Source organism: Methylocystis rosea (assembly GCF_003855495.1).
In the GTDB taxonomy this organism is placed as follows: Bacteria; Pseudomonadota; Alphaproteobacteria; order Rhizobiales; family Beijerinckiaceae; genus Methylocystis; species Methylocystis rosea_A.
The window spans coordinates 232,564-256,909 of record NZ_CP034087.1; the positions used below are offsets into that span (position 1 = coordinate 232,564).

The window sequence follows — 24,346 nt, forward strand, 5'->3', positions numbered from 1 at the left end:
AGTCTGTGATGTTTCCGCCAACTTCATTGGTCTTGGCCGTATTCTTCTGGGCTTCGCTCGGCGGGCCTACTTTTGCAGGAAGCGATCTCTCGGCGGCGTGCCGCGCCGCCGAGATCGAGACGCGGATTGCCAAGTGCACCGAAATTATTGCGCATGGAAAGCGGGAGACAAAGCGAAATCAGCTCTTCGCCTATATCAGTCGGGCGGCCGCTTATCGAGCTAAAGGCGATTTCGACCGTGCCCTCGCCGATCTCGACAAGGCGCTGCGGCTCAGCCCGAAATCGGCTCCCGCCCTTTTGGAACGTGGATCGATTTATCATGATCGAGGCGATTTTGATCGCGCCATCGCCGATTACAGCGCGGCGATCTCAGCGCAGCCCAAATCCGCAACGGCCTTCTTTGGCCGGGCCGAATCTTACCGTGCGAAGAACAACCTTGACAGCGCCATTGCCGATTACGACGTCGTGCTGCAGCTCGATAAAAACCTGGCGATGGCTCACAGCGGCCGCGCGAACGCCTATCGATACAAGGGTGACCTAGACAGGGCGCTAGCCGACTTTGACGCAGCGCTGACGCTCGATCCAAAATCCGCCCCCACGCACGTCTTGCGCGGCGCCATCTATCATTCCAAGGGCAATCTCGACCGAGCTATTGCGGACTTCGACAAAGCCATTGAGCTCGACCCGCGCTATACGAGCGCCTTCGTAGAGCGGGCAAACGCCTTTCGGGGCAAGCACGAGCTCGAGCGCGCGAAACAAGACCTCGAAGCCGCGTTAAAACTCAACCCTCGACTCGGCCCAGCAAAAGTCGCGCTCGACGAGCTGAATAGACTTCTAGCCGCAGGCGGCGCCCATCCAGGCGATGCAACTCCCCCGGCTCCCGCTCCCGCAGCGCCTCCAATCGCAAGACGTCTGATCCTGGTTGCCGCAGGCCTCGCTCTGATGGCCTTCGTCGTCGGGGGCTTTTGGTTTAAAGGCGCGAGGGGCAACCGTGTAGAGTCAGCGAGCAAGGAACCCTCTCACGCCGGGCGGCGCACTTTCAAGGTCACAGCTTTGGATTGCGCCGAGGAGGTGGCGGTTCTGCGCCGGGAGGTAGGTCCGGTGGTCGGGGGAGAGGAACATCTCGCGTTCGATGTGTTGAACGGCCGCATGATTGTGCTGGACACCGCCCTGCCAATCTCGCCCGACACGATCATCAACGCCGTTCGCCGCACAGGCATGACCGCCGACGAGTGGCGTCTCGAAGGCCGGGAGCCCTCCGACGCCAGCGACCGGCGCCGCCGTCAGCAAGTCTGGTTCACGAGCCTCAGTGGATTGTTCGTAGCAGCCGGATTCGTCATTCACATATGGCTCGCCGGCGGTTTTGGCGAAGCGCTGAGGCTTCTGGGGGGCCATGACGGAAAGTCCATGCCATTGCCAGAAGCGGCTGCCTACGCGCTGGCGGTCATCTTCGGCGTGCGGTTCGTTATTGTCAAAGCGTGGTATGCGGCGCTTGGCTTGCGACCTGATATGAACCTCTTGATGGTGATCGCCGTGGCCGGCGCTGTCGCCATCGGCGAATGGTTTGAAGCGGCGACCGTGGCGTTCTTGTTCGCACTCTCGCTGACATTGGAAAGCTGGAGCGTCGCGCGGGCGCGCCACGCCATTTCCGCCCTTCTCGATCTTGCGCCGCCCACGGTCCGGCTCTTGCGTTCAGATGGATCGGAAGCGGACGCGCCAGCGGCGGAAATTCGGCCGGGCGAACGCTTCGTCGTTCGTGCCGGCGAACGTATTGCGCTCGACGGCCGTGTAGTGATGGGCGTCAGCGCCGTAAATCAGGCGCCGATCACTGGTGAAAGCGTGCCTGTGGAGAAGGAACCGGGCGCCGAAGTCTTTGCCGGCACGATAAATGGTGACGGCGCGCTAACGGTGGAAGCGACACGCACGGCCGAGGACACCATGCTCGCCCGCATTATCCGCATGGTGGAAGAGGCGCATGCTCGGCGCGCTCCCTCGGAGCAATGGGTGGAACAATTTGCCCGCGTTTACACGCCGTCGGTCATGGCGTTCGCGCTCGTCGTTTTTCTCGGGCCGCCGCTGGCGTTCGGGGGAGCATGGGATGATTGGTTCTATCGCGCGCTTGTCCTGCTGGTGATCGCCTGTCCCTGCGCCTTAGTGATCTCCACGCCCGTGTCCATTGTCGCGGCGCTCGCTTCGTCGGCTCGTGCCGGCGTGCTGGTCAAGGGCGGGGCCTATCTCGAGCTCCCCGCCCGGCTGAAAGCGATAGCCATGGACAAGACAGGAACGATCACGCGCGGCGAGCCGGAGGTCGTCCGTGTGGTGCCGTTCGGAACGCATACGGACGCTGAATTGTTGGCGCGTGCGGCGGCGCTCGAGGCCCGTTCCACGCACCCGCTGGCGCGCGCCATTTTGCACAAGGCGCAAGAGCGGATGGACGTCATCGCGCCAGCGACGGAAGTCCAGGCGCTCAAAGGAAAGGGCCTGACAGGTATGTTTGACGGCGAGCCGTTCTGGCTCGGCTCCCATCGTTATGTCGTCGAGCGCGGCCAGGATACGCCCCAGTCTGCAGAACTGGCGGAAGCATTGGAGGGGGATGGCAACACCGTGATCGTTGTCGGCAATGCGAGGCATGTCTGCGGACTCATCGCCGTGGCCGACACAATTCGGCCCGAGGCGGGCGAAATGGTCCGGCAGCTGCATGCCGCCGGCATCTTGCATATCGTCATGCTAACGGGAGACAACCGGGTCACCGCCGAAGCTATTGCGCGTGAAGTTGGCGTCGACGAGGTATATGCGGAATTGTTGCCAGAGGACAAAGTTAAGAAGATTGACGAACTGGTAGGACGTTATGGCGTCGTCGCAATGGTTGGCGATGGCGTAAATGATGCGCCGGCGCTAGCACGCGCCAGTCTCGGCATCGCCATGGGCGCGATTGGCTCCGACGCCGCGATCGAAACAGCCGACGTCGCGCTGATGACTGACGACATCTCGAAGTTGCCCTGGCTGGTTCGTCACGCGAAGCGGACACTTGCTATTATCCGGCAGAACATTGCCTTCTCGCTCGGCGTCAAGGCGCTCTTCATGGCGCTCACTTTCGCCGGCTTGGCCACCCTTTGGGGCGCCATCGCCGCCGACGTCGGCGCGTCGCTAGTGGTCATCGCCAACGCGCTGCGGCTCTTGCGGCCGGCTCGTGTCCGTGACGCAGGCTCACGTCCGTGAGGTTTGCAGCTTGCCACATGCAGCGTCATGGCGCCGCCCCGAAGCCCTCTTATCGAACTCGAAAAGGATAGTCATGGAGGCGGGACATACGCACAGAGCGGCAATGCCATCGGGAAGCGCCGCGGGGCGGCATAAACGAGCGCTCGTCAGCGCTCTCGCTCTCGCCGTGCCGTTCATGGCGGTCGAGGTGATTGGCAGTTTGTGGACCGGCAGCCTCGCGCTGCTCGCGGATGCGGCGCATATGCTGACCGATGCTGGCGGCTTGGCTCTTGCGCTATTCGCCATTCGCTTTGCCGAACGTCCGGCGACGCCTCAGAACACTTATGGCTACGTCCGGATGGAGGTTTTATCAGCCCTTACAAACGCCGTGGTCCTCTTGCTGCTGACCACCTACATTTTATACGAAGCTTATCAGCGTTTCCTGAACCCCCCTGAAATTCTAGGCGCCCCAATGCTAGGAGTGGCCGTTGTCGGCCTTGCGGTCAATTTAATTAGCATGAAGCTCCTTTCCGCCGGCTCGTCGGAAAGCCTCAACGTAAAAGGGGCATATTTTGAAGTCCTGAGCGACATGCTTGGTTCGCTCGGAGTCATTATCGCCGCGGTGATTGTCATGTTTACGGGCTGGCCTCTAGCCGATCCAATCATCGGAGCGGGCATTGGGCTCTTCATCATTCCCCGCACCTGGATCTTGTTGAAACAGGCGGTCCATATTTTGATGGAGGGCACGCCGCCTAATGTCGACATTGCGCTGCTTGAGCGAAAGCTCGTGGAAATTGCAGGCGTCACCGCCGTCCACGATCTGCATGTCTGGACGATCACCTCCGGCATAGACGCGATGAGCTGTCATCTCGTAGTGACTGACATGGCGCAGGCAAGAGCGGTGCTTCTCGCGGCCAGCAGCGCGATGAAGAACGAATTTCGCATAACGCACGCGACGATCCAAATCGAGGATCAGCCTCTGCAAGAGGCCGAAGGCGAATTGAAGCTGTAGAAGAAACGACATTTCGCCGGCAATGGTCGGGCAAGCTTCGCGCGCGCTTATGGGCAGCTTGTGTTGGCGCCGCCGACCCCAAGACTGCGGAATAGGCGCATCTACATCATCAAGAATCAAGAGGTGCGGCGCTCGACGACCTGTTGTAAAACAGTCACCACCTTAACAATTCATTACCGGCGATGGCTTTCCGCTCGCAATACGGCTCTTGTCAGCATTGCTGGAATTGTGCAACTCGCTCTGACGCTTTTTCGGGCCCCCTGGGCAAATGTTGCTGTCAACCTATTCGATGTATTTCTGGCTTTTTCGGCAGCCTTCATCGTCATCAAGGACGCGAGGGATTGAGTTCGCTTGGGAAAAGCCATCGGGAGCTAGCTTCGCCGATATCCGAGGGAGCGTCGGCTTAATAGTAAGATTGGGATGTCTACTGCGCGGACGGAATGCAATGAGCCATCTTGACCAGAAAGCGTATCCGCACCCGGCGGTCAAAGAGATCCGCGGGCGCTGCTTGTCATCAAGATTGTTGCGGCGAGCGGTTGAACCAAGCGCCGCGCTTAACGCACAAGAGACCGATGCGCATTTTAGGAACACTGAAATGCTGCGGCTCTCAACCTCTCTTTCGTTCGCTATGCGTACGTCATTCGCCATCCTGGTTTATCTATTGGTTTCCGCGATCAGCGTCGGCTTCTTTAGCGAAACAGCTTTTGCCAGAGCCGACGACTGGACAGAGTGTTTCGGCGTCAATCTTGACGCGCGGATCATCGGCTGCACGCGAATCATCGCTCGCGCGAGCAGGGAAAGCAAACGGCATAAGGTTGAGGCATACATCAATCGCGGCGCAGCCTATCGCGCTAAGGGCAACTTTGATCGCGCCCTCGCTGATCTCGACCGCGCCCTGCAACTCGATCCAAAGGCGGTGGCTACGCTGACGGAGCGTGCGTCCATTTATCACGCGACAGGCGACTTAAAGCGGTCTATTTCGGAATACGACAAAGCGCTATCGATCGACAAAAATTTGGCGATCGCCTTTCTCGGTCGCGCCGAGGTATATCGTGAGAAGGGCGATCTGCAAAAGGCGCGCCTCGATTTCGACGAAGCTGTTCGACTCGATCCAAACTCGGCCTTAGCACGCCTTGAACGGGGCGATCTTTATCGGGCGCAGGGGGATTTCGATCCGGCGATCGCCGACTACAACGAGGCCATAAAGATTGACCCACGCTCAGCAAGCGCTCTCCTGGGTCGGGGGAAGACCTATCGTGGCAAGGATGATCTTGATCACGCCCGGCAGGATTTCGATTCCGCGCTGAAGGTCGACCCAAACCTTACCGACGCGAAAGATGCGCTCGACGAAATAAGCCAACTCATCGCAAAACGAATTGCGCCCCCCGTCGCCGCGCCCATTTCGACCGCTCCTCCGCCGGTCGCTCGACGGCTTGGGCCAAGTCCGTCGTTGCTCGCGTTTCTGGCAGCGACGACGTTGATTGGATTGATTGCGATCGCGATTATGCACTTCCGGCAGGTCAGAAAGGCTCGTCGTTTCACGGCTGCTCAGCCCACCAGCGCACGCGACGAATATCTTGCGACAATCAGTCGGCTCCAACCTGAGGAAGTCTACGCAAAGACGGAATCCCATCTTGAAGGCCTATCCCAGGCGGCGGCCGACGAGCGCCTACAGAAATTTGGTCCCAATCTCGTCGCTCGCGAAGCCAAACCAACTGTCGTCCAAGAATTGTGGAACCGCGCTAAGAATCCGCTCAACGCGTTGCTGCTGACGCTGGCGACCGTTTCCTATTTTTTGGGGGACATTCGCGCCGCCATCGTCATCGCCTCGATGGTGGTGCTTGCGATCGCGACCGCCTTTATCCAGGAACACAGATCGAATGAAGCGGCGGCGCAGCTGCGGGCGATGGTTCATACCACCGCGAGCGTTAGACGAGCTCCGGGCGAAAGGGACAACCCCTTCTCGGAAATCCCGATCGAGAAACTCGTGCCCGGCGATATTGTGCGGTTGTCCGCTGGCGACATCATTCCCGGCGATCTGCGTCTCCTCGAATCCAAGGATCTTTTCGTCAACCAGGCGGCGCTTACCGGCGAGGCAATGCCGGCCGAAAAGCATGCGCAAGCGAGCAAGGAGGATCACGACGATCCGTTCGATTTGTTGAACCTGTGCTTTATGGGCGCCAATGTCGTATCGGGTTTTGCGGTAGGCGTAATTCTTCGAACAGGTCCAAGAACGTTTTTTGGCCAGCTCGCTCATCAGATCGCTGGGCAACGCGTTCCGACCGCATTCGATCAAGGCGTCAACAGATTCACCTGGTTGATGATTTGCTTTATTCTGGTGATGGTTCCAACCGTCTTTCTCATAAATGGCCTGACAAAACACGATTGGCTGGAAGCGCTTCTCTTCGCGGTGGCGGTCGCCGTCGGCCTTACGCCGGAGATGCTGCCCATGATCGTGACGGTGAATCTCGCCAAAGGCGCTATCGCCATGTCGCACAAAAAGGTGATCGTGAAGCGCCTCAACGCCATCCAGAATTTCGGCGCTATGGATGTTCTATGCACCGACAAAACCGGGACGTTGACCCAGGACCGCATTATATTGAAGCGTCATCTTGATATTTACGGGAATGACTCCGACCGCGTTCTGGAATTCGCTTATCTCAACAGCCATTTCCAATCCGGGCTGAAAAACCTTCTCGACATTGCCGTGCTTGAGCATGCGGAAATTGAGGAACGTCTGCGTCCCCAACATAGTTTTACGAAGATCGATGAGATCCCATTCGATTTTGAGCGCCGTCGGCTTTCGGTCGTCGTGCAGCGTGACGATGGTCAGCACCTCTTGATCTGCAAGGGCGCAGTCGAGGAAATTTTCGCCGCCGCAACGCGCTTTGAGACCGCCAACGCCTGCGGCGCGCTCGACCCATCGCATCTCGAGGCCGCAAAACGCGAAACAGCCGAACTCAACGCCGACGGATTCCGCGTCGTCGCCGTCGCCTACAAGGAGATGCCGCCAACGCAAATTGTCTACACAGTCGCCGACGAGAATGATCTGACGCTACTCGGCTATATTGCCTTTCTCGACCCGCCGAAGGAGAGCGCGGCGGAAGCGATCGCGGATCTCGCCAGGGCGGGCGTTTCCGTCAAGATTCTCACCGGTGACAATGAGATTATCACCCGCAAGATATGCAAGGACGTCGGCCTCAAAGTCGATCGCATCGTGCTCGGGTCGGAGGTCGAACTCATGAGCGACGAAGCGTTATCGAAGGTCGCCAAAACGACGATCGTCTTCGCGAAAATGTCGCCGCCGCAGAAAGCCAAAGTGATCGAAGCCCTGCACCGCGGCGGACATGTCGTCGGCTATCTTGGCGACGGCATCAACGACGGGCCAGCGTTGAAAACCGCCGATGTCGGCATTTCCGTTGATACTGCCGTCGACATCGCCAAGGAATCGGCGGACATCATCCTGCTCGAAAAAAATCTCCTTGTCCTTGACGAAGGAGTCATGGAGGGCCGCCGAACCTTTGCGAATATCACGAAATACATCAAGATGGGCGCGAGCTCCAATTTCGGAAACATGTTTAGCGTGCTTGGAGCGAGCATATTCCTGCCGTTTCTTCCGATGGCGCCTATCCAGGTTCTGACCAACAATCTGCTCTATGACTTTTCGCAAACGACAATACCGACCGACAACGTCGACGAGGAATATCTGGCGTCGCCGCGAAAATGGGACATCAGCAACATTTTCAAATTCATGCTGTTTATCGGCCCGATCAGCTCCATATTCGACTATGTCACCTACGGAGTAATGATTTTTGTTTTCAATGCCTGGAATAATCCGCCACTGTTCCAAACCGGATGGTTTGTCGAGTCCCTTCTGACGCAAACGCTGATCATCCACATCATCAGGACCGCACGAATCCCATTCGTGCAGAGCCGCGCGAGCGCGGCGCTCATCACGACGACTATCGTCATCTGTGCTGTCGGGATTCTCCTGCCTTTTACCTGGGTAGGATCGGTGCTCGGCTTCACGCCGCTGCCCGCGCTCTACTGGCCGCTGGTCGCAGCCACGCTGCTGACATACGCGGTGCTCACCCATCTTGTGAAAGTTTGGTTCATAGGCAGATGGGGGATTTGAGCCTTTTGGAGGAGCAAATGCGTGCGGGCGATGATCATTCCACCGCCACGCTGGTTCGCTTGGCCTTTCGCTTCGCGATCGTACTTCTTTTCGCGATCGCTTGGCGCGGGGAGTCGCCAGCGCGGGCCGCAGGAGCCCTCTGTTTTGTCCTGGCGGTTGGATGTGTGGGAATGGCTCTCGTATCAGGAGAGAAACCTAAGGGCCATGGTCTCAACCGCTGGCATGAGGGAATGTTCTTGACCAGCCTCGGATTGGCGCTGATTTTTGCATTCGGCTCCCGCACTGCGTCATGAAGCGCGCGGTTCAATTTACTATGTCTGTGGCGCTGTTGTCCGACGGCCATCCAAACCGGCGCAGCGCGCCCGAAAATCCGGACATATGCGGAAAGCGAGAGGGCGTTCGAACTCGCCTATCTGAATAGCTACTTCGAAACCGGCTTCACGCGATCTAAGACCGAGTCTTGGAGTGCGTGACTCGCGCGGCGCTCGAAAGATGGCCCACGAGCGCGCCGGCTTATATACGGCTTGAACGTCGCCGCTTCCACTGCACCAATAGTTTTGTTCTGTTGAACGTTCCGCAACATAGCTCCAATCTCTCCAGCCCGGCGATGGTGATTAGCCACAGCAGCGGCAGGTTTCCGGCGCAACAATTGGTGAATCCTCAAATTATGAGTTTCATGGACGCTAATGGCCTTACCTCGCAGGATGCGGAACGACTTCTGTCGCAATTTGGCAGAAATGAAGTCGTCGAGCGCGAGAAGCCCTTCCCGCTCAAGATCGCCGCCGAGCTATGGCAGCCCGTTCCATGGATGCTTGAAGCCGCGATCATTTTGCAGATCGCCATTGGCGAGCGGCTGGAGGCCGCAGTCATCGCGGCGCTTCTGCTCTTTAACGTCGCGCTGAGCTATTTTCAGCAAGACAAAGCGCAGGCCGCGCTCTCCATTTTGAAGTCAAGGCTTTCCGTCCGGGCGACGGTGAAGCGCGACGGCGTCTGGAAGGAAATTCCCGCGCCGGAGCTTGTGCCGGGAGACATTGTGAAACTCGAGCTCGGGTCCCTCGTTCCTGCTGACGCGCGCATTATTGAAGGATCGGTCCTCCTCGATCAATCCATGCTAACTGGCGAGTCGGCGCCCGTAGAAGTCGGCGCCGGCGCGGTGGCCTACTCTGGCGCCATTGGGCGGCGAGGAGAAGCAGTCGCCGAGGTCGTCGCCACCGGCGCCCGGTCCTACTATGGCAAGACTGCGGAGCTCGTGAGAGTCGCTGGCGCGAAAAGCGCGCAACAGGAGGCCGTTCTCGGCGTCGTGCGCAATCTCGCGGTGTTCAACGGCGCCGTTACGGTGTTCCTGATCGCTTACGGACATAGTCTTTCGATGTCCCCGGGGCGTCTCGTCGCCCTGGCGCTGACGGCGGTGCTCGCGTCCATTCCCGTAGCCCTTCCCGCGACCTTCACACTCGCAGCCGCGCTTGGCGCGCAGGCGCTCGCCCGGAAAGGCGTGCTGCTCACAAGGCTCGACGCAGTGCATGAGGCGGCGATGGTCGACGTGGTCTGCGCGGACAAGACCGGCACGCTGACGTCCAACCAGCTCGGCGTCGCGGCAGTGAAATCGCTGTCGGAGGCGTTCGAGGAAGCGGACGTTCTTCGCCTCGCGGCGCTCGCAAGTTCCGCCGCCGGTTTCGATCCCGTAGACGCAGCCATCCGCATCGCGGCCCCACAAAATGGCGTAAACAGCTTGCCGCCGCTGCAGGTCCGCAGCTTTACGCCATTCGATCCGGCGACGAAGCTCGCCGAGGCCATCGTCGCGGATGAAGCAGGCAGGGAAAGCCGCATCGTTAAAGGGGCGCCCATTGCGGTCGGCCGACTGTCGCCTTTCGACTCCCGGGCCGAACAGGACATCGACGTCCTGAGTCGTTCCGCCGGCCGCGTCATCGCCGTGGCCCTCGGTCCGCGTGGGGCTGAGAAGCTCGTGGGGCTGATTGCTCTGAGCGACCCGCCGCGGCCGGAATCGAAACCACTCATCGCCGCATTGCGGGCGGAGGGCGTAAAGACCGTCATGGTGACGGGCGACGCGGCGGCGACGGCTTCGTCGGTTGGCCACGCCGTCGGTCTCACGGGCCCCGTATGTCCTGCGGCGAAAATTTCCGAGAATGCGAATCCCGAGGATTACGCCATTTACGCAAGCGTGTTTCCAGAAGACAAATTCAAGTTGGTGCAAGCGTTCCAGCACCGGGGGCACATTGTCGGCATGTGCGGGGACGGCGCCAATGACGCACCAGCTCTGCGCCAAGCGCAGATGGGCGTCGCCGTCTCCACGGCGACGGACGTCGCGAAATCCGCCGCCAGCATTGTCCTCACCGAGCCCGGTCTCAAGGGAATCGTCGCGGCGATCGAGGAGGGGCGCGCCGCCTTTCAACGCATTCTGACCTATACATTGAATGCGCTCGTCAAGAAATTCCTGCTCGTCCCCTTTCTTGGCATCGGCCTGCTGGCGACGGGCCACGCGATTGTGACGCCGATGCAAATGGCGCTGCTGCTCATCACCGGCGACTTTCTGACCATGGCCATCGCCACGGACCGGGCGACGCCTTCCTCGCAACCCGACGCCTGGCGGCTCGGCCCGATCACCGGCGCGGCAGGATCGTTTGCCTTTGCGGGGCTGCTGTTTCTTTCGGCGATCATGCTCGTCGGCGAGCGGGTGCTCGGCTTGAGCATCGACGAACTGCGCACCGTCGCCTTTCTTTCCCTCGTTTTTTTCGGTCAGGCGACCGTTTACATTCTGCGTGAGCGCCAGCGTCTTTGGAGCTCGGCCCCCTCCGGATGGCTGTTAGCCTCTTCGTCGTTCAATATCGCAATCGCCATTGTGCTGGCGCTCGCTGGATGGCTGATGGCGCCGCTGCCCGCCTGGATCGTCGGAGAATTGTTTCTCGCGACGCTCCTTTTCGCTTTCTTTCTCGATCTGCTGAAATCATTCGTTTTTGCAAGCGTCGGCTTCTTAGCCGGCGCCGAAGCCGAGGCGAAGCGCAAGCTTGCTCCCTGGATACTTCCCTCCGGCGCCACCGTCCTGATCGTGCTCGTCGCTGCAGCGGCGGGGCTCTGGCCTTTGCCATTTGGACCGCCGCAACACGTCGCGGAAAGCACGCGGCCTGCTCGCGCTGCGCAATTCGCGACCCTCCAAGGCAAAGTCGAGGCGGCGCGCGAGCGATTCGTCGTCGCGCAAAGCGAGGGAACGATCGGCGCGCTGAGGTGCCACGCGGGCGAAAGAGTTGAGGAAGGACAACTCTGCGCCATGATCGTTAGTGATCCCTATTGGCGCGCGTTTAAAAGGCTCGAAACTGCGGAGCGCAATCGCAACAATGAGGAACGGCTACTGACTTCACTGGGTTCTGGACGCGGCGGACGTTATGCGCGCTCAACTGCGCTGCGGCGCAGGCTGCTGCTGGCCCGGGCGCACGAGCGGCAGGACGAAATTGAAAGGCTGCACGCAGCCTTGCGGGAAGAGGAGAAACGCGCGAAGCCGATCGAAATCCGCGCGCCGTTCGACGTAATCGTTATTGCAAGCTATGCATCGACCGGAAAAAGGATTGCGCCATTCGCGCCGCTGTTTCTCTTCACTCGGGAATCACCCGACGTCGCGGTTCAACTTGAAGCGCCGCAAGACGAGCTGAAGCGTTTCCGCGTGGGGGATGCGGCGAAAATCGTCTCCGAAGCCGCTCCCGGCCGCGTTTTGAACGGCAAGATCGCGGAAATTATTGGCCGCGAAGCAGCCGGAGACGGCGCCTCGCTCTCGGGGCGAGTGATCGTCGAAGCGCCAAAGAGCGACGGTAGCTTCAGCGTCGGCTCGACCGTTACGGCGAAGATCGAGATCGTGCGCGAAGACGCGCCCGCCGACGCCGCGACGCCCCTTTTGCCGCGCTCAGGATCTAGAGGCCCGCAGTGAAGAGCGAAAACGCTCACGCCAACAGCGATCGCCCAGCAAACGCTCTCGGCTGCCGTCTGCGCGACATGACCGCAGGTTGTACGGCCGGAACTGGAAATGGCGTTGGCGCGCAGCGATCGAATGGAAGCGGAACTGGTGGACGGCGCGAGCCGGCCTCTTCCAGCTTTCGGACGTACCCAACAGCGAGAAAATCGAATCCGTGTTGCTGCGCGAGTTTATGGGCGTCGCCGAATTCGAGGCGCGCTACGATCTCTTCGGGCGTCGTCAAATTTCTCGCCTTTGGCGACAATGGCTATCTCAATAAGGTCGACAATGTCGTCAATTTCGCTTTTCTGACGGGGAGTTTTCCGCCTGACATCACGAACAACGCGCGGCGCAAGAGGGCCGTGAAGGTCGGCGGCGGCATCAATGTTCAACAGCAGCTCATGCCGAGTCTGGGCTTTTTCCTGCGCGCCAGCATGTGCGACGGGCGTTACGAGACGGTCGATTACACCGAATTCGACCGCCGGCCGAGGCCCAAGGCCGCTACTACGCGCAAATCGGGGAGCCCGCCTTAACGGCGTGATATGACTCACATAAAGCAAAGCGACCTCCCGCAAACGCGGGATACCTCAGCTTTCAGCCGCACGGCGAGAAAGAGCCTTATCGACCAGCGACGCCACGAAGTGTTGGATGAGGTTGTAAAAGATAATCGGCAGCATGACGCCGGGGTGATCGGATAGCGTCATAGACGCGAGCACGAGGCCCGCCCCATTGTTGTTCATGCCAAGGCCGAACATCAGCGACGCCGTGCCGGCGCGATCGGCCCCGAAGGCGCGCGACACCAGATAGCCGGCCCCGAACATCACGAAACACAACAGAATCACGACGATCAGCATAATCACGACGAAATCGGGATCGGTCTGAGACACAACGCCCGGCAGGCTGATCGAGGCGTTGGAATAATTGAGCAGCGCCAGAACGCCAAAATTGCACAGTTTCAGATAAGGCGAAATCAGCGCCGCGCGTTTTTCTCCCAAAATCCAACGCGTCAGCATGCCGAACAAGGAGGGCGAGATGACCCATGCCGCCAGGAAGCCTCCAGCGCCGTTCGCCGCGAGTTCATGTAAATCTTCGGAATAGTCGCCCGTCGTTACAAAGCCGACAGAGTGAAGCACGATCGGCGTGAGAACCGGGCTGCAGAGCGTGGTGAGCAGGATCAGACCCAGGCTCACTGCAAGATTGCCGTTGGCGTTTTGCGCCCAGGCGGTCGACGCTCCAGCGATCGGCATTGCCGCAACCAAGGCCAGTCCGGTAAGGATTTGCTGAGTCTCGTCCGAATTGTGCCAAAGCTTCATCGTGATGCTAACGCCGATGACGAAGGCGAGGGGCACGAAGAGATTTCCTAGCGCTCCGCCCAGAAGAAGGGACGGATTGCGCAGCAGACTGGCCAGTTCCCTTGTCCTCACACCCAAGCCCGCGTTAAACAACAAAAACGCAAGCATCGCGGGTGGCAACGAGAAGGTGATCTTTGTTCGCCATATATCAATGCTTCCTACCTCTATGCTACGTACGTGAACTCCTAGACTTGGGTAAATCGCAGCTATAATGTATGATGTAATAATTACCCATATAAAATATTTATGAATTACATGTTGAGCCGTTGAAATTATGTGAGTTGAGCGGAATTGCTGTTTGTACACGAGAGCCGACCCCGGTTGTCTCAACAAGTTTCTCACGAAAAACAGGCGGCCTTGCGGCGGGCTTGTTTGCCTGTGAGATTGTCAGTTTATGAAGGCCGCCCGCCTCCGTGCGCTTCGATGCAAAACCGAGGCGCACAGGCATTGAAAGTCGTCGTCGGGAGAATCTTGATGATCCGGAAGCCCGGCGCGACGTCCAGACCTTCGCTCAACGCGATCGTTTGAACGTCATTCATGCGGCGACCCTTTTGGAGTTGCGAACCCGATTCGAGTCAAAACTCGATCCGAGTCCGCATTTCGCTGCTTCGACGACGGCTCAGTCCGGGTTCTTGCCTTCTCGGGCATTTTCCAAAACGCGCCCGGTGTTGGCGTCGACGCCGACCTCCTGCGTAACATGGCCGTTCCGGATATCGAATGAATAGCGAAGGCCGCTGCCGCCGGCCTCGCGTTCCAGTTCTTCATCCGTAATCTTGCCCGGGTGCGCTCTCAGAGCGATCGCGCGAGCCTGGTCGATGCTTACTTTTGCGTCCTTGGCCAGTTTTTCGCCGGTGTAAGCCATTGCCGGCCAAGCGCATAAGAGAGCCAGGCTCACCACTCCGCAGCGGACGCCGTAGTGACCGAGATTCTTCATAACCATTGAGTTTCTCCAATTGCCCCCCGCGCCTCGGAACCGCGATGTGGGACGACCGCATCGCGGTTTCGAGGGGGACATTGGACGGTCAGACTTAGGAGCGAATTAGCAACAAACGGCCGAGCGGTTCGGATCGACGCGCAACGTCCTGGACTTCAGAGGCTCATGTTTCATGTCGCCCGGCGGCCTGGGACAGCGCCACCCGCGCCCGCACGCCCCGTTGGCCATCGGTCCGGTTGCCGACATCCACGGAAATTTCATTGCGTTCCGCGATCCGCCGCGCGATGGCCAAGCCGAGGCCCGTCCCTTCCGCGTCGGCGGGCGCGGCGCGAAAGAAGCGATCGAAAATGCGCTCCTCGGCGCCTTGCGGAATCCCAGGGCCGGAGTCGACGATTTCGATAACGGCCTGTTCTCCGATGCGCCGCACGGAGACGTCCACCTTTCCCCCCGATGGCGTGTAACGCACCGCATTGTCGATCAGGTTCTCCAGGAGGACACGTAATTCCTCGGTTGGTCCAAGAAACAATGCCGGCTGCTGTTCGATTACGCCGAGGTCTACGCCTTTGCGCTCGGCGATTTCGACATGGTCGGCCACGCAGGCCAGCAGCAGCGGCGCAACCTCGACGGGTTCGTTAAGCCGAGGAGGCGGGGGCTCGTCGAGGCGCGCCAAACGCAGCAGCTGCTTCACAAGTCCGCTCGCCCTCTGGACGCCTTGCGCAATCGCCGCCTTGCGTTCCTCAAGCGCATCTGGCGACCCGGAGGCGAGCCCGTCGGCTTGTATCTGAATCGCCGCGAGCGGCGTGCGCAATTCATGCGCGGCGTCGGACAGAAATTGCTTTTGTTGCTCGAAGGCGGCGCGAAGGCGCGCGATGAGGCTGTTCATCCCCTCGACCAGAGGGACGACCTCCACGGGGATGCCGCGCAGCGAAATCGGCTCGGCCGCGCGGGCGCTGCGCTCGGCGAGTTCCTGCGCAAGGGCGTTCAGTCGTCCCAGAAGCCGGTTCATGGCCCAGCCGACGACGATCCATGAGAGTGGAATGACGATCAGGATCGGCGCAGCGGCCCCAATGGCGGCGCTGCGCGCGATCTCTTCGCGCACCGAATTGCGCTGCGCGACCTGCACGGTTCTCGCGCCGTCGCTCGTCATGTAGACGCGCCAATGGTCGCCAGCGGCTGAAAGGTCCGTCAAACCTGGCTGAGACTGGCGGGGAATCTCGACGTTTGGCGGCGACGCATGGATTTTGCGGCCGACCGCGTCCCAAATGGTCACTGAGAACTCGTCTTCGGGATCTTGGTCGATAGGCGCCGCCGCGCTGCTCGAGATGCCTTCGCCGGCATTGAGCGCGATTTGGCGTAACTGACCGTCCAGGAATTCCGAAGCCTCGTCGTAGGCAAAACGATAGGCGATCAGCACGGCCGCCGTCCCTATCAGAGCCAAAAGAAGCGTCATCCAGACGAGGGCGGCGCGGCGCAGCGAATTCATGGCCGCGCCTTGGGCGACATCCAGCCGGCGCCGCGCACATTGAAGATCACGTCCTTTCCGAACTTGTGGCGGATCGAGTGGATCAGCACGGCGACGGCATTGCTTTCGACTTCTTCCCCCCAGCCATAAATGCGTTCCTCGATCTGCGCCCGCGACAAAATGCGCCCCGGGCGCTCCATCAGGGCGTGCATTAATGCGTATTCGCGGGCTGGCAGCACCTGGACCACGTCGCGATATGACAACTCGTGCGTCTCGGCGTCGAGTTCAGTCTCGCCTGAGATCATACGGGATATTGCCCGGCCCTGATGCCGCCGCAGGACCGCGCGCATCCGTGCGAGCAGTTCACGAAGTTCGAAGGGCTTGGCGAGGTAATCATCCGCCCCGAGGTCGAGGCCGGACACCCGGTCGTCCACACTGTCGCGGGCTGTGATGACCAGAACGGGCGCATTCAGTCCGTTCCGCCGCGCGGATTTCAGAAGGTCGAGGCCCTCGGCGCCAGGCAAGCCAAGGTCGAGGAGCACGATGGAGTGCGCGCCGTCAGCTAAAGCGGCCGATGCGTCGGCGCCGTCGCGCACCCAGTCGACAGACATGCCTTCCGCGCCGAGGGCCTGCGACACCCCGCGTCCAATCATCGGGTCGTCTTCAACGAGTAGGACGCGCATTCGAATGGGTCTCCCTGCCGGGCAGTTTCGTCGGGGAATGGGGCGAAGCGGAGATGTATCGGAGTGGAGTCTCACCGTTGATTAGCGCGGTAAGTTTCTGCCCCGACGTATTCGGGAGGGGTCACTACGTCGTGCCGATTTCACACCAATGGCTGCTAGCCCTTGTAAGCCACGAGGATCGCTCCGAACCCGATCAATGCGACCCCGAGCCAATTGGGGAGCGACAGTCGTTCGCCCAAAAACGCGACGCCAAATAACGCGACTAGAACAACGCTCAACTTGTCGATTGGCGCGACCCGCGCGGCGTCGCCGATCTTGAGCGCACGGAAGTAGCAAATCCACGAACCGCCAGTAGCGAGCCCGGAAAGCACGAGAAAAGCATAGCTCCGGCTGGAAACCGAGCCCAATGACTGCCATTGGCCCGTGGCGATCAAGATTGTCCCAAGCGCGCACAGAATGACGATTGTGCGGACAAATGTAGCGAAGTCAGAATTGACGTTCTCGATGCCGATCTTCGCGAAGATCGCGGTTAGCGCAGCGAAAGTGGCCGATAGAATCGCCCATACCTGCCAAGACTGGAAAGGGTTCATAGAGGCTTCTTACTACAACAGCGGCACGGAAAGCAGAGCATCAATCCAGACAACGGCTGATGAGCGCGTAAAAAATCACGAAATTCGCACCGCGATTTTGCAGCCAAAATCGGGAAAAGTTTTGAGAAGCCGCCAGTGGTAACGCCAACACGCTGCATTGCTGGGGTAAGCAAATTCGTTGCAGTTGTTGAACGTAAATGTTACTTTGCGGATCATGGCAAGCGCTCCGACGCCTTTCCGCACCCTTTGGTGGCGCTCCTTCTAGGAGCGGCACGGAACGTTTGTTCAAAGACGAGCCAAGCCGCCGGTCGAGGGCGGGTTCGTTCGTCACCAAACTCCCACTTCGCACTGGCGGCTCTAATGAGACGAGACCGCTGTGCCTCATTACAAAAACATTGCCCCAATCATCTTGACCGGCGATCGCCCGACCGGGCCTCTGCATTTAGGTCACTATGTCGGCACTCTCAAAAACCGCGTTGTGATGCAGAGAAGCCATCGGCAGTTTGTGCTGATCGCTGACGCGCAAGGTCTCACAGACAATGCCGACAATCCAGACCGCGTTCGGCGTAACGTTGTCGAGGTTTGTCTCGACTATCTCGCCGTCGGCATTGATCCTGCCCACACGACCATCTGCCTGCAATCGTCGCTCCCCGCGTTGAGCGAGCTGACGCTGCTTTACCTGAATTACGTCACCGTTGCCCGTTTGGAACGGAACCCCACAATCAAGGATGAAATTCGAGCGCGTGGTTTCGGCCGCGACATCCCGGCCGGATTCTTGTGTTATCCCGTCGCGCAAGCTGCCGACATTACGGCCTTTAAGGCGGCTGTTGTGCCGGTGGGCGACGACCAAGTCCCGATTATCGAACAAACCAATGAAATCGTCCGGCGCATCAACAGGCAGGCCGATCGCGGGGTCTTGCCGGAAGCACAGGCGGTGGTACCCAAGATTGGCCGCCTGCCGAGTATCGATGGGGAGGGAAAGATGAGTAAGTCGCAAGACAACGCCATCTACCTTTCGGCCTCCCGCGACGAGATCGGCACGGCGGTGCGCCGAATGAATACTGACCCCGGCCATCTGCGCGTATCTGACCCCGGCCAAGTCGAGGGCAACGTCGTTTTCACCTATCTCGACGCTTTCGACCCCGACGTAGACGCGGTGGCCGATTTGAAGGCGAGGTACCGACGAGGTGGCTTGGGCGATACCGCAATCAAGCATAGGTTGGAGCGAGTGCTTGAGACTTTGATCGCGCCTATCCGCGAGCGGCGATCTGAACTGGCCCGGCGCCCGGACGATGCGATTGACGTTCTCCGGCAAGGGACAAAAAGACGTCACGAATCGTGACCCAGCAAACCCTCGATGAGGTACGGGAAGCGCTGAGGCTGTTTATCTTGGCCTGAGAGCCGGAACGAAAACTAAGTTGAGTGGTTTCAGTTGGTTGTGATTCTCTGTTGGTTGCGAATCGACGGAGAATCGGATGGCCTGGACCGAAACCACTCGCGCACAATATGTCCGTGGCGGGATGCGGTATGCAAGTGATTGCACCGATGCGGAGTGGGCGATCGTCGAGCCGTTCATGCCGCCGCCCTCGCGCGTCGGGCGTCCGCGCACAACCTTGCTGCGCGATGTCTGGAACGCCATCCAATACATCGCCGCGACCGGCTGCCAATGGGCGATGTTGCCGAAGGATTTTCCGCCCTTCACCACCGTCCAGCACTACTTCTATCAGCTCCGCGACAGCGGCGCGCTCGATCTCCTCAACGAAGCGCTAGTTGACGCTGCGCGCGCACTCGGCGGTCGCGCGAAGGAGCCCACGGCTGCCATCATCGATAGCCAAAGCGTCAAGACCCGGAGGCCGGCGCCCCGCGCGGCTTCGACGCCGGCAAGAAGATCAAGGGCCGCAAGCGCCACATCGTGACGGACACGCAAGGCCATATGCTCACCGGGATCGTACATGAAGCGAGCATTCAGGACAGGGACGGCGCGCCGCGCGTCATCGGCTTCGCCTGCGAAAGTTTCCCGACCGTCACGCATGTCTTCGCCGACAGCGGCTACGCCGGCGAGAAACTCGAAGCCGCTCTGGCGAGATTGAACGGCCCCGTCATCGAAATCGTCAAACGCCCGGACGGCGCAAAGGGCTTCGTCCTCGTCGCACGGCGTTGGGTCGTCGAACGAACACTCGCCTGGCTCAATCGCTGCAGAAGGCTCGCGAAGGATTGGGAAGCCTCCATCGCCTCATCCGAAGCATGGTTGCTCATCGCCTCCATCAGGCAGCTCTCCCGACGCATCGCTAGAACACCACAATCAAGATGTTAATTTTGAGTCCGACTCTGAGGGGCGGAAGGGCGTGATTGTGCAGAAGTCAATACTTTCGAGAAGTTTTCTTGATCGTTGTCGTTCAAGCGGTTGCGCGTGTCGAAAGATATGTCCGATATTCTACGCCCAGAATGCCCTTATTATGCTGCCCTCTCAATCGGCGGCGTTGCAAATCAGTTTTCTTTCTCGGCATCCCGGCCGGTCCGCGCCGGAGCCGCGATCAAGGATCGTTCCTGCGAGCGCGGCATGCGGTCCGCGCGCTCATTTGGATCGCGACCGATCCTGTCGGCAAGATCGGCAAGATCGATGACCTCATCTGCCTGACGTCTCAGCTCGTCGGCGACGATTGACGGCCGCGTCGTGTTGGTAGAAACCACCGAGACCCGCACACCTTTGCGCTGGACCGCCGCGACGAGCGAGCAAAAATCGCCGTCTCCAGAGAACAGCCACATGTGATCAATGTGGTCCGCCATCCCCATGGCGTCGATCGCGAGTTCGACGTCCATGTTGCCCTTGATCTTGCGGTGGCCCATGGCGTCCACAAATGCCTTGGCAGGTTTAGTGACGACCGCATAACCGTTGTAGTCGAGCCAATCGATCAGCGGCCGGATCGACGAGAACTCCTCATCTTCGATCACCGCCGTGTAATAAAGTGCGCGGACAAGGCGACCTCGCTGCTCGAATTCGCACAGCAGCTTCCTGTAGTCGATATCGAAACCCAGCGCCTTGGTGGCCTGATAGAGATTGGCTCCGTCGATAAACAACGCAATGCGTTCTTGCCCGGACATTTTTCACAATCCTTTTGTTGATATCAAATGCTCAATCAGGTTGAGGATATAGGCTCAAATCACCACCCGTTCCACCTCGTCGTGGCTCATTTCGTCGCGCCGCCGATCGTAGAGCTGCGTCGTGCGCGTCGAGGCATGGTTCGCCATGGCGGCGGCTTTTTCCAACGTGCCGCCGTTCTTCAAATAGGCGGTGATGCCCGTGGCGCGGAAGTTGTGATCGCCAATCTTCATGGCGATGCCGGCCGCCAAGGCGCGTCGGCGGACCATTGCGTAAGCGTTGGCCTGGGGCAGGGGGGTCGCGGTCAGCGCGCTGGCGCCGCGTCCGATCGTCCGAAAGAGAGGCGCCTTCGGATCGCCCGCGAGCCCGCAGCCATCGATATAGGCGTGCAGATAGGCCTCCAAGTCGTGATGGCAGGGCATCTCTTCTCATGCAAGCGCGCCCAAAGGCGGCGGTTCTGCACATAAACGTCTTCGACCTTCATGGCGAGCGCCGCGCCGACGCGCGCGAAGGAATAGACCATCAGCGCGATCAAGGCGCGGTCGCGCAAGCCGACCGGCGTCGATATGTCGATACTGTCGAGCAACGTCCGCGCCTCCTGGGGGTCGAGGACGGGCGTCTTGCCAATTTTGACGACGTGCTTCGGCCCGCGCACGCTCGCGGCCGGATTGGTCTGGACAATCTGGCCAGTCACAAGCCAATCGAACAGCATGCGGATCGCCGCCAACCGCTGCTTGGCGGTCGGCGCGCTGTGGCTGCGGGTGAGCAATTCGACATAGGCGCCGACATGCAGCTGCTGCACCTCAACGATCGACGCGACACCCTGCCGCTCGCACCAGGCGAGGAACTCCCCGATCGCGCGGCCATAGGCGCGGCGCGTGTGCGCGTTGCGAATGTTAGAACCGAAGCACTCCCAAAAGCGCGTCTGCGCACGTTCGCCGCTGGAACGCACCAAGGCGGGAATGTGCGCGCCGATGGAAACAAGGTTGTTCATGCTTTCGACTTCTTCTCCAGCGCCTTTTCGAGTTTCGCCAGATCCTGCTCCAGCTTCTCGATGAGAAGCGGCGTCGAAGCCGCGACCAGCTCGAGCCCTTTTGTCGTCGGTTTCTCGGCGACCGTCTTTAAGAGGTCATGGCCGCGTTGGATGGCTTCCTTGGTCTGGTCGATCGCCGTTTTCAGTCCATTTTCGCTCAGCTTGCCATAGGCCATAAGGCTCTCCTCAGAATATTAAGATAAAGGACATTATTATACATAAGCCGAAGCTGTAAGGGCCACGGTCGAGCCAGACGGGTTTTTCCTTGCTCTGTACGGATTGAATCCGTATGCTGAGCCAAGAGGTGAACCATGCCCCGCGAACATGTCGAAAGCGGCCGGGTCGAGCTGCGGCTCAAACCCGAGGACAAGGCCGTGCTGGCGCGCGCCGCCGCGCTCGAACGTCTCGACCTCACCAGCTTCATCCTGCGCGCCGCCCTGCCGCGCGCCAAGGCCGTCATCACGGAAGCCGAAAAGCTGCGGCTATCGGAACGCGATTCTTTGCGCGTGCTCGATCTCTTGGAAAATCCGCCGGAGCCGCCGGCGCGCCTCGTCCGCGCCGCCAAGGCGGGCTTCGTGCTCGAATGACCGCCCTCCTTTGGGAGGAAGCGCCGCTCGGCAAGAACCACGACCGTAACGCTTTCGATTGCGGCGAGGACGACCTCAACGTCTATCTGAAACGCTACGCGCGCCAGAATCACGAGAGCGGCGGCGCGAAATGCTTCGTCGCCACGCCGCGCGACGCGCCCGCGCGCATCCTCGGCTTCTACACGCTCAGCCCCGCCTCGATCGAATTCAGCCGCGCGCCCGCCATCGTAACGCACGGCCTCGGCCGCTATGAAATTCCGGTTTATCGCGTCGGCCGTCTCGCCGTTGATCGCAGCGTGCAAGGACTCGGCCTCGGCGGACGGCTCTTGCTGCGCGCCGCCGAACGTTGCGTGACGGTCGCGCAAGAAGTAGGCGGCGTGGCGCTGTTGATCGACGCGAAGAGCGACGGTGCGGCCAAATGGTACGAGAGCTATGGCGCGCTGCGTCTCCTCGATGCGCCGCTCTCCCTCGTGCTGCCTTTCTCGGTCGTCCTCGAGGCTCTGAAACAGAGGAATTGAAGCGCGTTTCGCGCGCGACTTTCGCAACGAAAAATCGCTTAAGATTCAGCGGGCCGCGCCCGACGCGAAAGTCTTGCAGACCGTGTGAAAACAGCGGCGGATTGAAGATCGGCAGTGACGTGGTGGTGGGGATGAGCGGCGTTCGCCATTTCCCGCCAGGATCGGTTTCTGATCTCGCTTGAGCTTCCTGGAACGCCCTGAAGCAGCCCTTGCCGCCCGGTCCGGCGTGATTTGAGGCGTTTTCACGCCGCCACCGCCGCCATCAGCCCTTCCATGCCGAGAATGTTGAGCGCCCGACGCAGATTGTAGGCGAGCGCCGTCAGGCTGAACTCGGCGCGCACCTTTTCGAGGCCGCGCATGAGGAAGGCCCCCTGGTTCATCCATTGCTTGATCGCGCCGAAGGGATGCTCGACGGTCTCGCGCCGCCGGTCGAGAACCTCCGGCCTCGCCTTCAGTCGAGCCGCCATGCGATCGAGCGCGTCCTCGTTTTCGAGGCGCGAGACGGAACGAACGTCCTTCGTGCAGCGTGGACGCAGCGCGCAGGCGCGACAGGCTTGCGCATTGCCATAATCGACTTTCTTCAAGTCGCGCAGCTTGCCTTCGCGGATCGGCGTCAGTTCCTGCCCGGCGGGACAAACATAAGCGTTGCGCGCCGCGTCGTAACGAAACTCGTCCTTGCGAAAGAAGCCGTTGTTCACCGCCGGCCCGCGTTGCGGGCGCGGCACATAGGGCGTCAGGCCGGCTTCTTCGCAAGAAGCGATGTCTTCGGTTCTGAAGTAACCCTTGTCGGCGACCACGTCGATTTTTTCGACGTCGAGAATCTCTCGCGCCGGCTCCGCCGTTCGTTGCAAAAGGCCCATGTCCAGAACGTCGTTCGACACCGCCTGTTCGACGATCATCTTGTGCTTGGCGTCGACGGCGATCTGAATGTTGTAGCCGACGCCAACCTTCGTATAGGCCGCCATGGCGCGGCTGTCGGGATCGGTGAGCGACACTTGGCTTTCGCCGCTCTTTTCCAGCGCGGCAAGATGCGCCGCATATTCGCCGCGCTTCTTGTTCAGCGCCTCGATCTTCTCCGCCAGATTCTTGACCCGCGAACCTGTCGTCGCGCGGTCCTCGGCGTCGCCCGCATCGAGCCGTTTCAGATAATCTTCCAGCTTCTTGTCGGCGGCCGCGATGAATTTTTGCAGCGATCCCGTGGTGAAGTTCCGATCCTTGTTGTTGACCGCCTTGATGCGCGTGCCGTCCACCGCCAGCAGTTCGCGCCCGAACAAATCGAGCCGCCGGCACAAGATCACGAACTCTCGGAAGACCTTCTTGAACGCGGCGCGATTGGCGCTCCTGAAATCGGCGATGGTCTTGAAATCCGGTTTTAGGCTGCGCAACAGCCAGATGACTTCGATGTTGCGGTGGCATTCCGCCTCGAGACGCCGGCTCGACCGCACCCGGTTGAGATAGCCGTAGATGTAGAGCTTCAAGAGATCGGCCGGCGCGTAACCCGGACGACCCGTCGCCTTCGCCTCGACCCGCTCGAAACCAACGGCCTTCAAATCGAGCCCGTCGACGAAGGCGTCGATGAACCGCACGGGGTTGCAGCCACCGACATAATCGTCAATCGCCTCCGGCAAAAGCAGGAGTTGCGAGCGTTCGAAGCCGGATATGTGCGTCATGCCCGATTCTAACCGGGCGCAGCCCCCAACGGAATCCCGTCATTCGGACTTTCCACACGGTCTGCTTGACTTATGCACATCAGAGCGGGTCGGAGAGCCGACTCGCTCAAAATAC

The 24,346-nt window shown here is 60.1% G+C and carries 16 protein-coding genes and 4 pseudogenes; 11 read left to right on the plus strand and 9 right to left on the minus strand.

Annotated elements, in window-relative coordinates:
• Positions 1-8 precede the first annotated feature (8 nt).
• The 7 genes and pseudogenes from EHO51_RS21480 to EHO51_RS18905 form a co-directional block, all read left to right on the plus strand.
• Positions 9-671 (plus strand): annotated as a pseudogene (locus EHO51_RS21480) (tetratricopeptide repeat protein); the annotation flags it as partial.
• A 270-nt stretch (positions 672-941) separates the two neighbouring features.
• Positions 942-3,218, plus strand: a complete 2,277-nt coding sequence (locus EHO51_RS18885; protein ID WP_432431938.1) for a heavy metal translocating P-type ATPase — start codon at positions 942-944, stop codon at positions 3,216-3,218.
• 73 nt (positions 3,219-3,291) lie between these two features.
• Positions 3,292-4,209, plus strand: a complete 918-nt coding sequence (locus tag EHO51_RS18890) for a cation diffusion facilitator family transporter (protein ID WP_124740396.1) — start codon at positions 3,292-3,294, stop codon at positions 4,207-4,209.
• A 628-nt stretch (positions 4,210-4,837) separates the two neighbouring features.
• Positions 4,838-5,467, plus strand: a pseudogene (locus EHO51_RS21035) (tetratricopeptide repeat protein); the annotation flags it as partial.
• Between the two features lie 246 nt (positions 5,468-5,713).
• On the plus strand, positions 5,714-8,344 hold the full coding sequence (mgtA, locus tag EHO51_RS18895; protein ID WP_245435067.1) for a magnesium-translocating P-type ATPase: 2,631 nt from the start codon (positions 5,714-5,716) through the stop codon (positions 8,342-8,344).
• 652 nt (positions 8,345-8,996) lie between these two features.
• Positions 8,997-12,278 carry an HAD-IC family P-type ATPase gene (locus tag EHO51_RS18900; RefSeq protein WP_164479481.1) on the plus strand — a complete coding sequence of 1,094 codons (3,282 nt, stop codon included), beginning with the start codon at positions 8,997-8,999 and terminating at the stop codon, positions 12,276-12,278.
• Positions 12,275-12,835, plus strand: a complete 561-nt coding sequence (locus tag EHO51_RS18905) for a hypothetical protein (protein WP_124740398.1) — start codon at positions 12,275-12,277, stop codon at positions 12,833-12,835. The genes EHO51_RS18900 and EHO51_RS18905 overlap by 4 nt, the downstream gene beginning before the upstream one ends.
• 54 nt (positions 12,836-12,889) lie before the next feature.
• On the opposite strand, the gene EHO51_RS18910 is transcribed toward EHO51_RS18905, so the two are convergent.
• The 5 genes from EHO51_RS18910 to EHO51_RS18930 form a co-directional block, all read right to left on the minus strand.
• The gene (locus tag EHO51_RS18910; RefSeq protein ID WP_124740399.1) at positions 12,890-13,960 is read right to left on the minus strand and encodes a bile acid:sodium symporter family protein; all 1,071 of its coding nucleotides are present in this window, start codon (positions 13,958-13,960) and stop codon (positions 12,890-12,892) included.
• A gap of 313 nt (positions 13,961-14,273) precedes the next feature.
• Positions 14,274-14,588 (minus strand): PepSY domain-containing protein, encoded by a 315-nt coding sequence (locus EHO51_RS18915; protein WP_124740481.1) that lies wholly within the window; start codon positions 14,586-14,588, stop codon positions 14,274-14,276.
• Positions 14,589-14,751: 163 nt separating this feature from the next.
• Positions 14,752-16,071: an ATP-binding protein gene (locus EHO51_RS18920; protein ID WP_124740400.1), complete on the minus strand. Its 1,320-nt coding sequence runs from the start codon at positions 16,069-16,071 to the stop codon at positions 14,752-14,754.
• Positions 16,068-16,733, minus strand: a complete 666-nt coding sequence (locus tag EHO51_RS18925) for a response regulator (protein WP_124740401.1) — start codon at positions 16,731-16,733, stop codon at positions 16,068-16,070. The genes EHO51_RS18920 and EHO51_RS18925 overlap by 4 nt, the downstream gene beginning before the upstream one ends.
• A 155-nt stretch (positions 16,734-16,888) precedes the next feature.
• The gene (locus EHO51_RS18930) at positions 16,889-17,323 is read right to left on the minus strand and encodes an EamA family transporter (protein WP_124740402.1); all 435 of its coding nucleotides are present in this window, start codon (positions 17,321-17,323) and stop codon (positions 16,889-16,891) included.
• A gap of 376 nt (positions 17,324-17,699) precedes the next feature.
• Here EHO51_RS18930 and trpS point away from each other — a divergent pair.
• A pseudogene (trpS, locus tag EHO51_RS18935) lies at positions 17,700-18,721 on the plus strand (tryptophan--tRNA ligase).
• A gap of 77 nt (positions 18,722-18,798) precedes the next feature.
• Positions 18,799-19,637, plus strand: a protein-coding gene (locus EHO51_RS18940; RefSeq protein WP_124740403.1) for an IS5 family transposase whose coding sequence is annotated in 2 segments (ribosomal slippage) — positions 18,799-19,171 and positions 19,171-19,637 — 840 coding nt in all. Because the reading frame shifts where the segments join, the coding sequence is not laid out codon by codon here.
• A gap of 173 nt (positions 19,638-19,810) precedes the next feature.
• On the opposite strand, the gene EHO51_RS18945 is transcribed toward EHO51_RS18940, so the two are convergent.
• From EHO51_RS18945 to EHO51_RS18955, 3 genes and pseudogenes are all read right to left on the minus strand, one after another.
• Complete coding sequence (locus tag EHO51_RS18945; protein WP_124740404.1) at positions 19,811-20,425, minus strand: NYN domain-containing protein; 615 nt, start codon at positions 20,423-20,425, stop codon at positions 19,811-19,813.
• A gap of 54 nt (positions 20,426-20,479) precedes the next feature.
• Positions 20,480-21,417: pseudogene (locus EHO51_RS18950) on the minus strand (tyrosine-type recombinase/integrase).
• Complete coding sequence (locus EHO51_RS18955) at positions 21,414-21,632, minus strand: hypothetical protein (protein ID WP_124740405.1); 219 nt, start codon at positions 21,630-21,632, stop codon at positions 21,414-21,416. The pseudogene EHO51_RS18950 and the gene EHO51_RS18955 overlap by 4 nt, the downstream one beginning before the upstream one ends.
• A gap of 135 nt (positions 21,633-21,767) precedes the next feature.
• Here EHO51_RS18955 and EHO51_RS18960 point away from each other — a divergent pair, with 135 nt between their 5' ends.
• Both EHO51_RS18960 and EHO51_RS18965 read left to right on the plus strand, forming a co-directional pair.
• Positions 21,768-22,043, plus strand: coding sequence for a DUF1778 domain-containing protein (locus EHO51_RS18960; RefSeq protein ID WP_124740406.1), 276 nt, complete (start codon positions 21,768-21,770; stop codon positions 22,041-22,043).
• Positions 22,040-22,561, plus strand: coding sequence for a GNAT family N-acetyltransferase (locus EHO51_RS18965; RefSeq protein WP_124740407.1), 522 nt, complete (start codon positions 22,040-22,042; stop codon positions 22,559-22,561). The genes EHO51_RS18960 and EHO51_RS18965 overlap by 4 nt, the downstream gene beginning before the upstream one ends.
• 242 nt (positions 22,562-22,803) lie before the next feature.
• Here the strand turns inward: EHO51_RS18965 and EHO51_RS18970 are convergent, their stop codons facing one another.
• Complete coding sequence (locus tag EHO51_RS18970) at positions 22,804-24,231, minus strand: IS1182 family transposase (RefSeq protein WP_124740408.1); 1,428 nt, start codon at positions 24,229-24,231, stop codon at positions 22,804-22,806.
• Positions 24,232-24,346 lie beyond the last annotated feature (115 nt).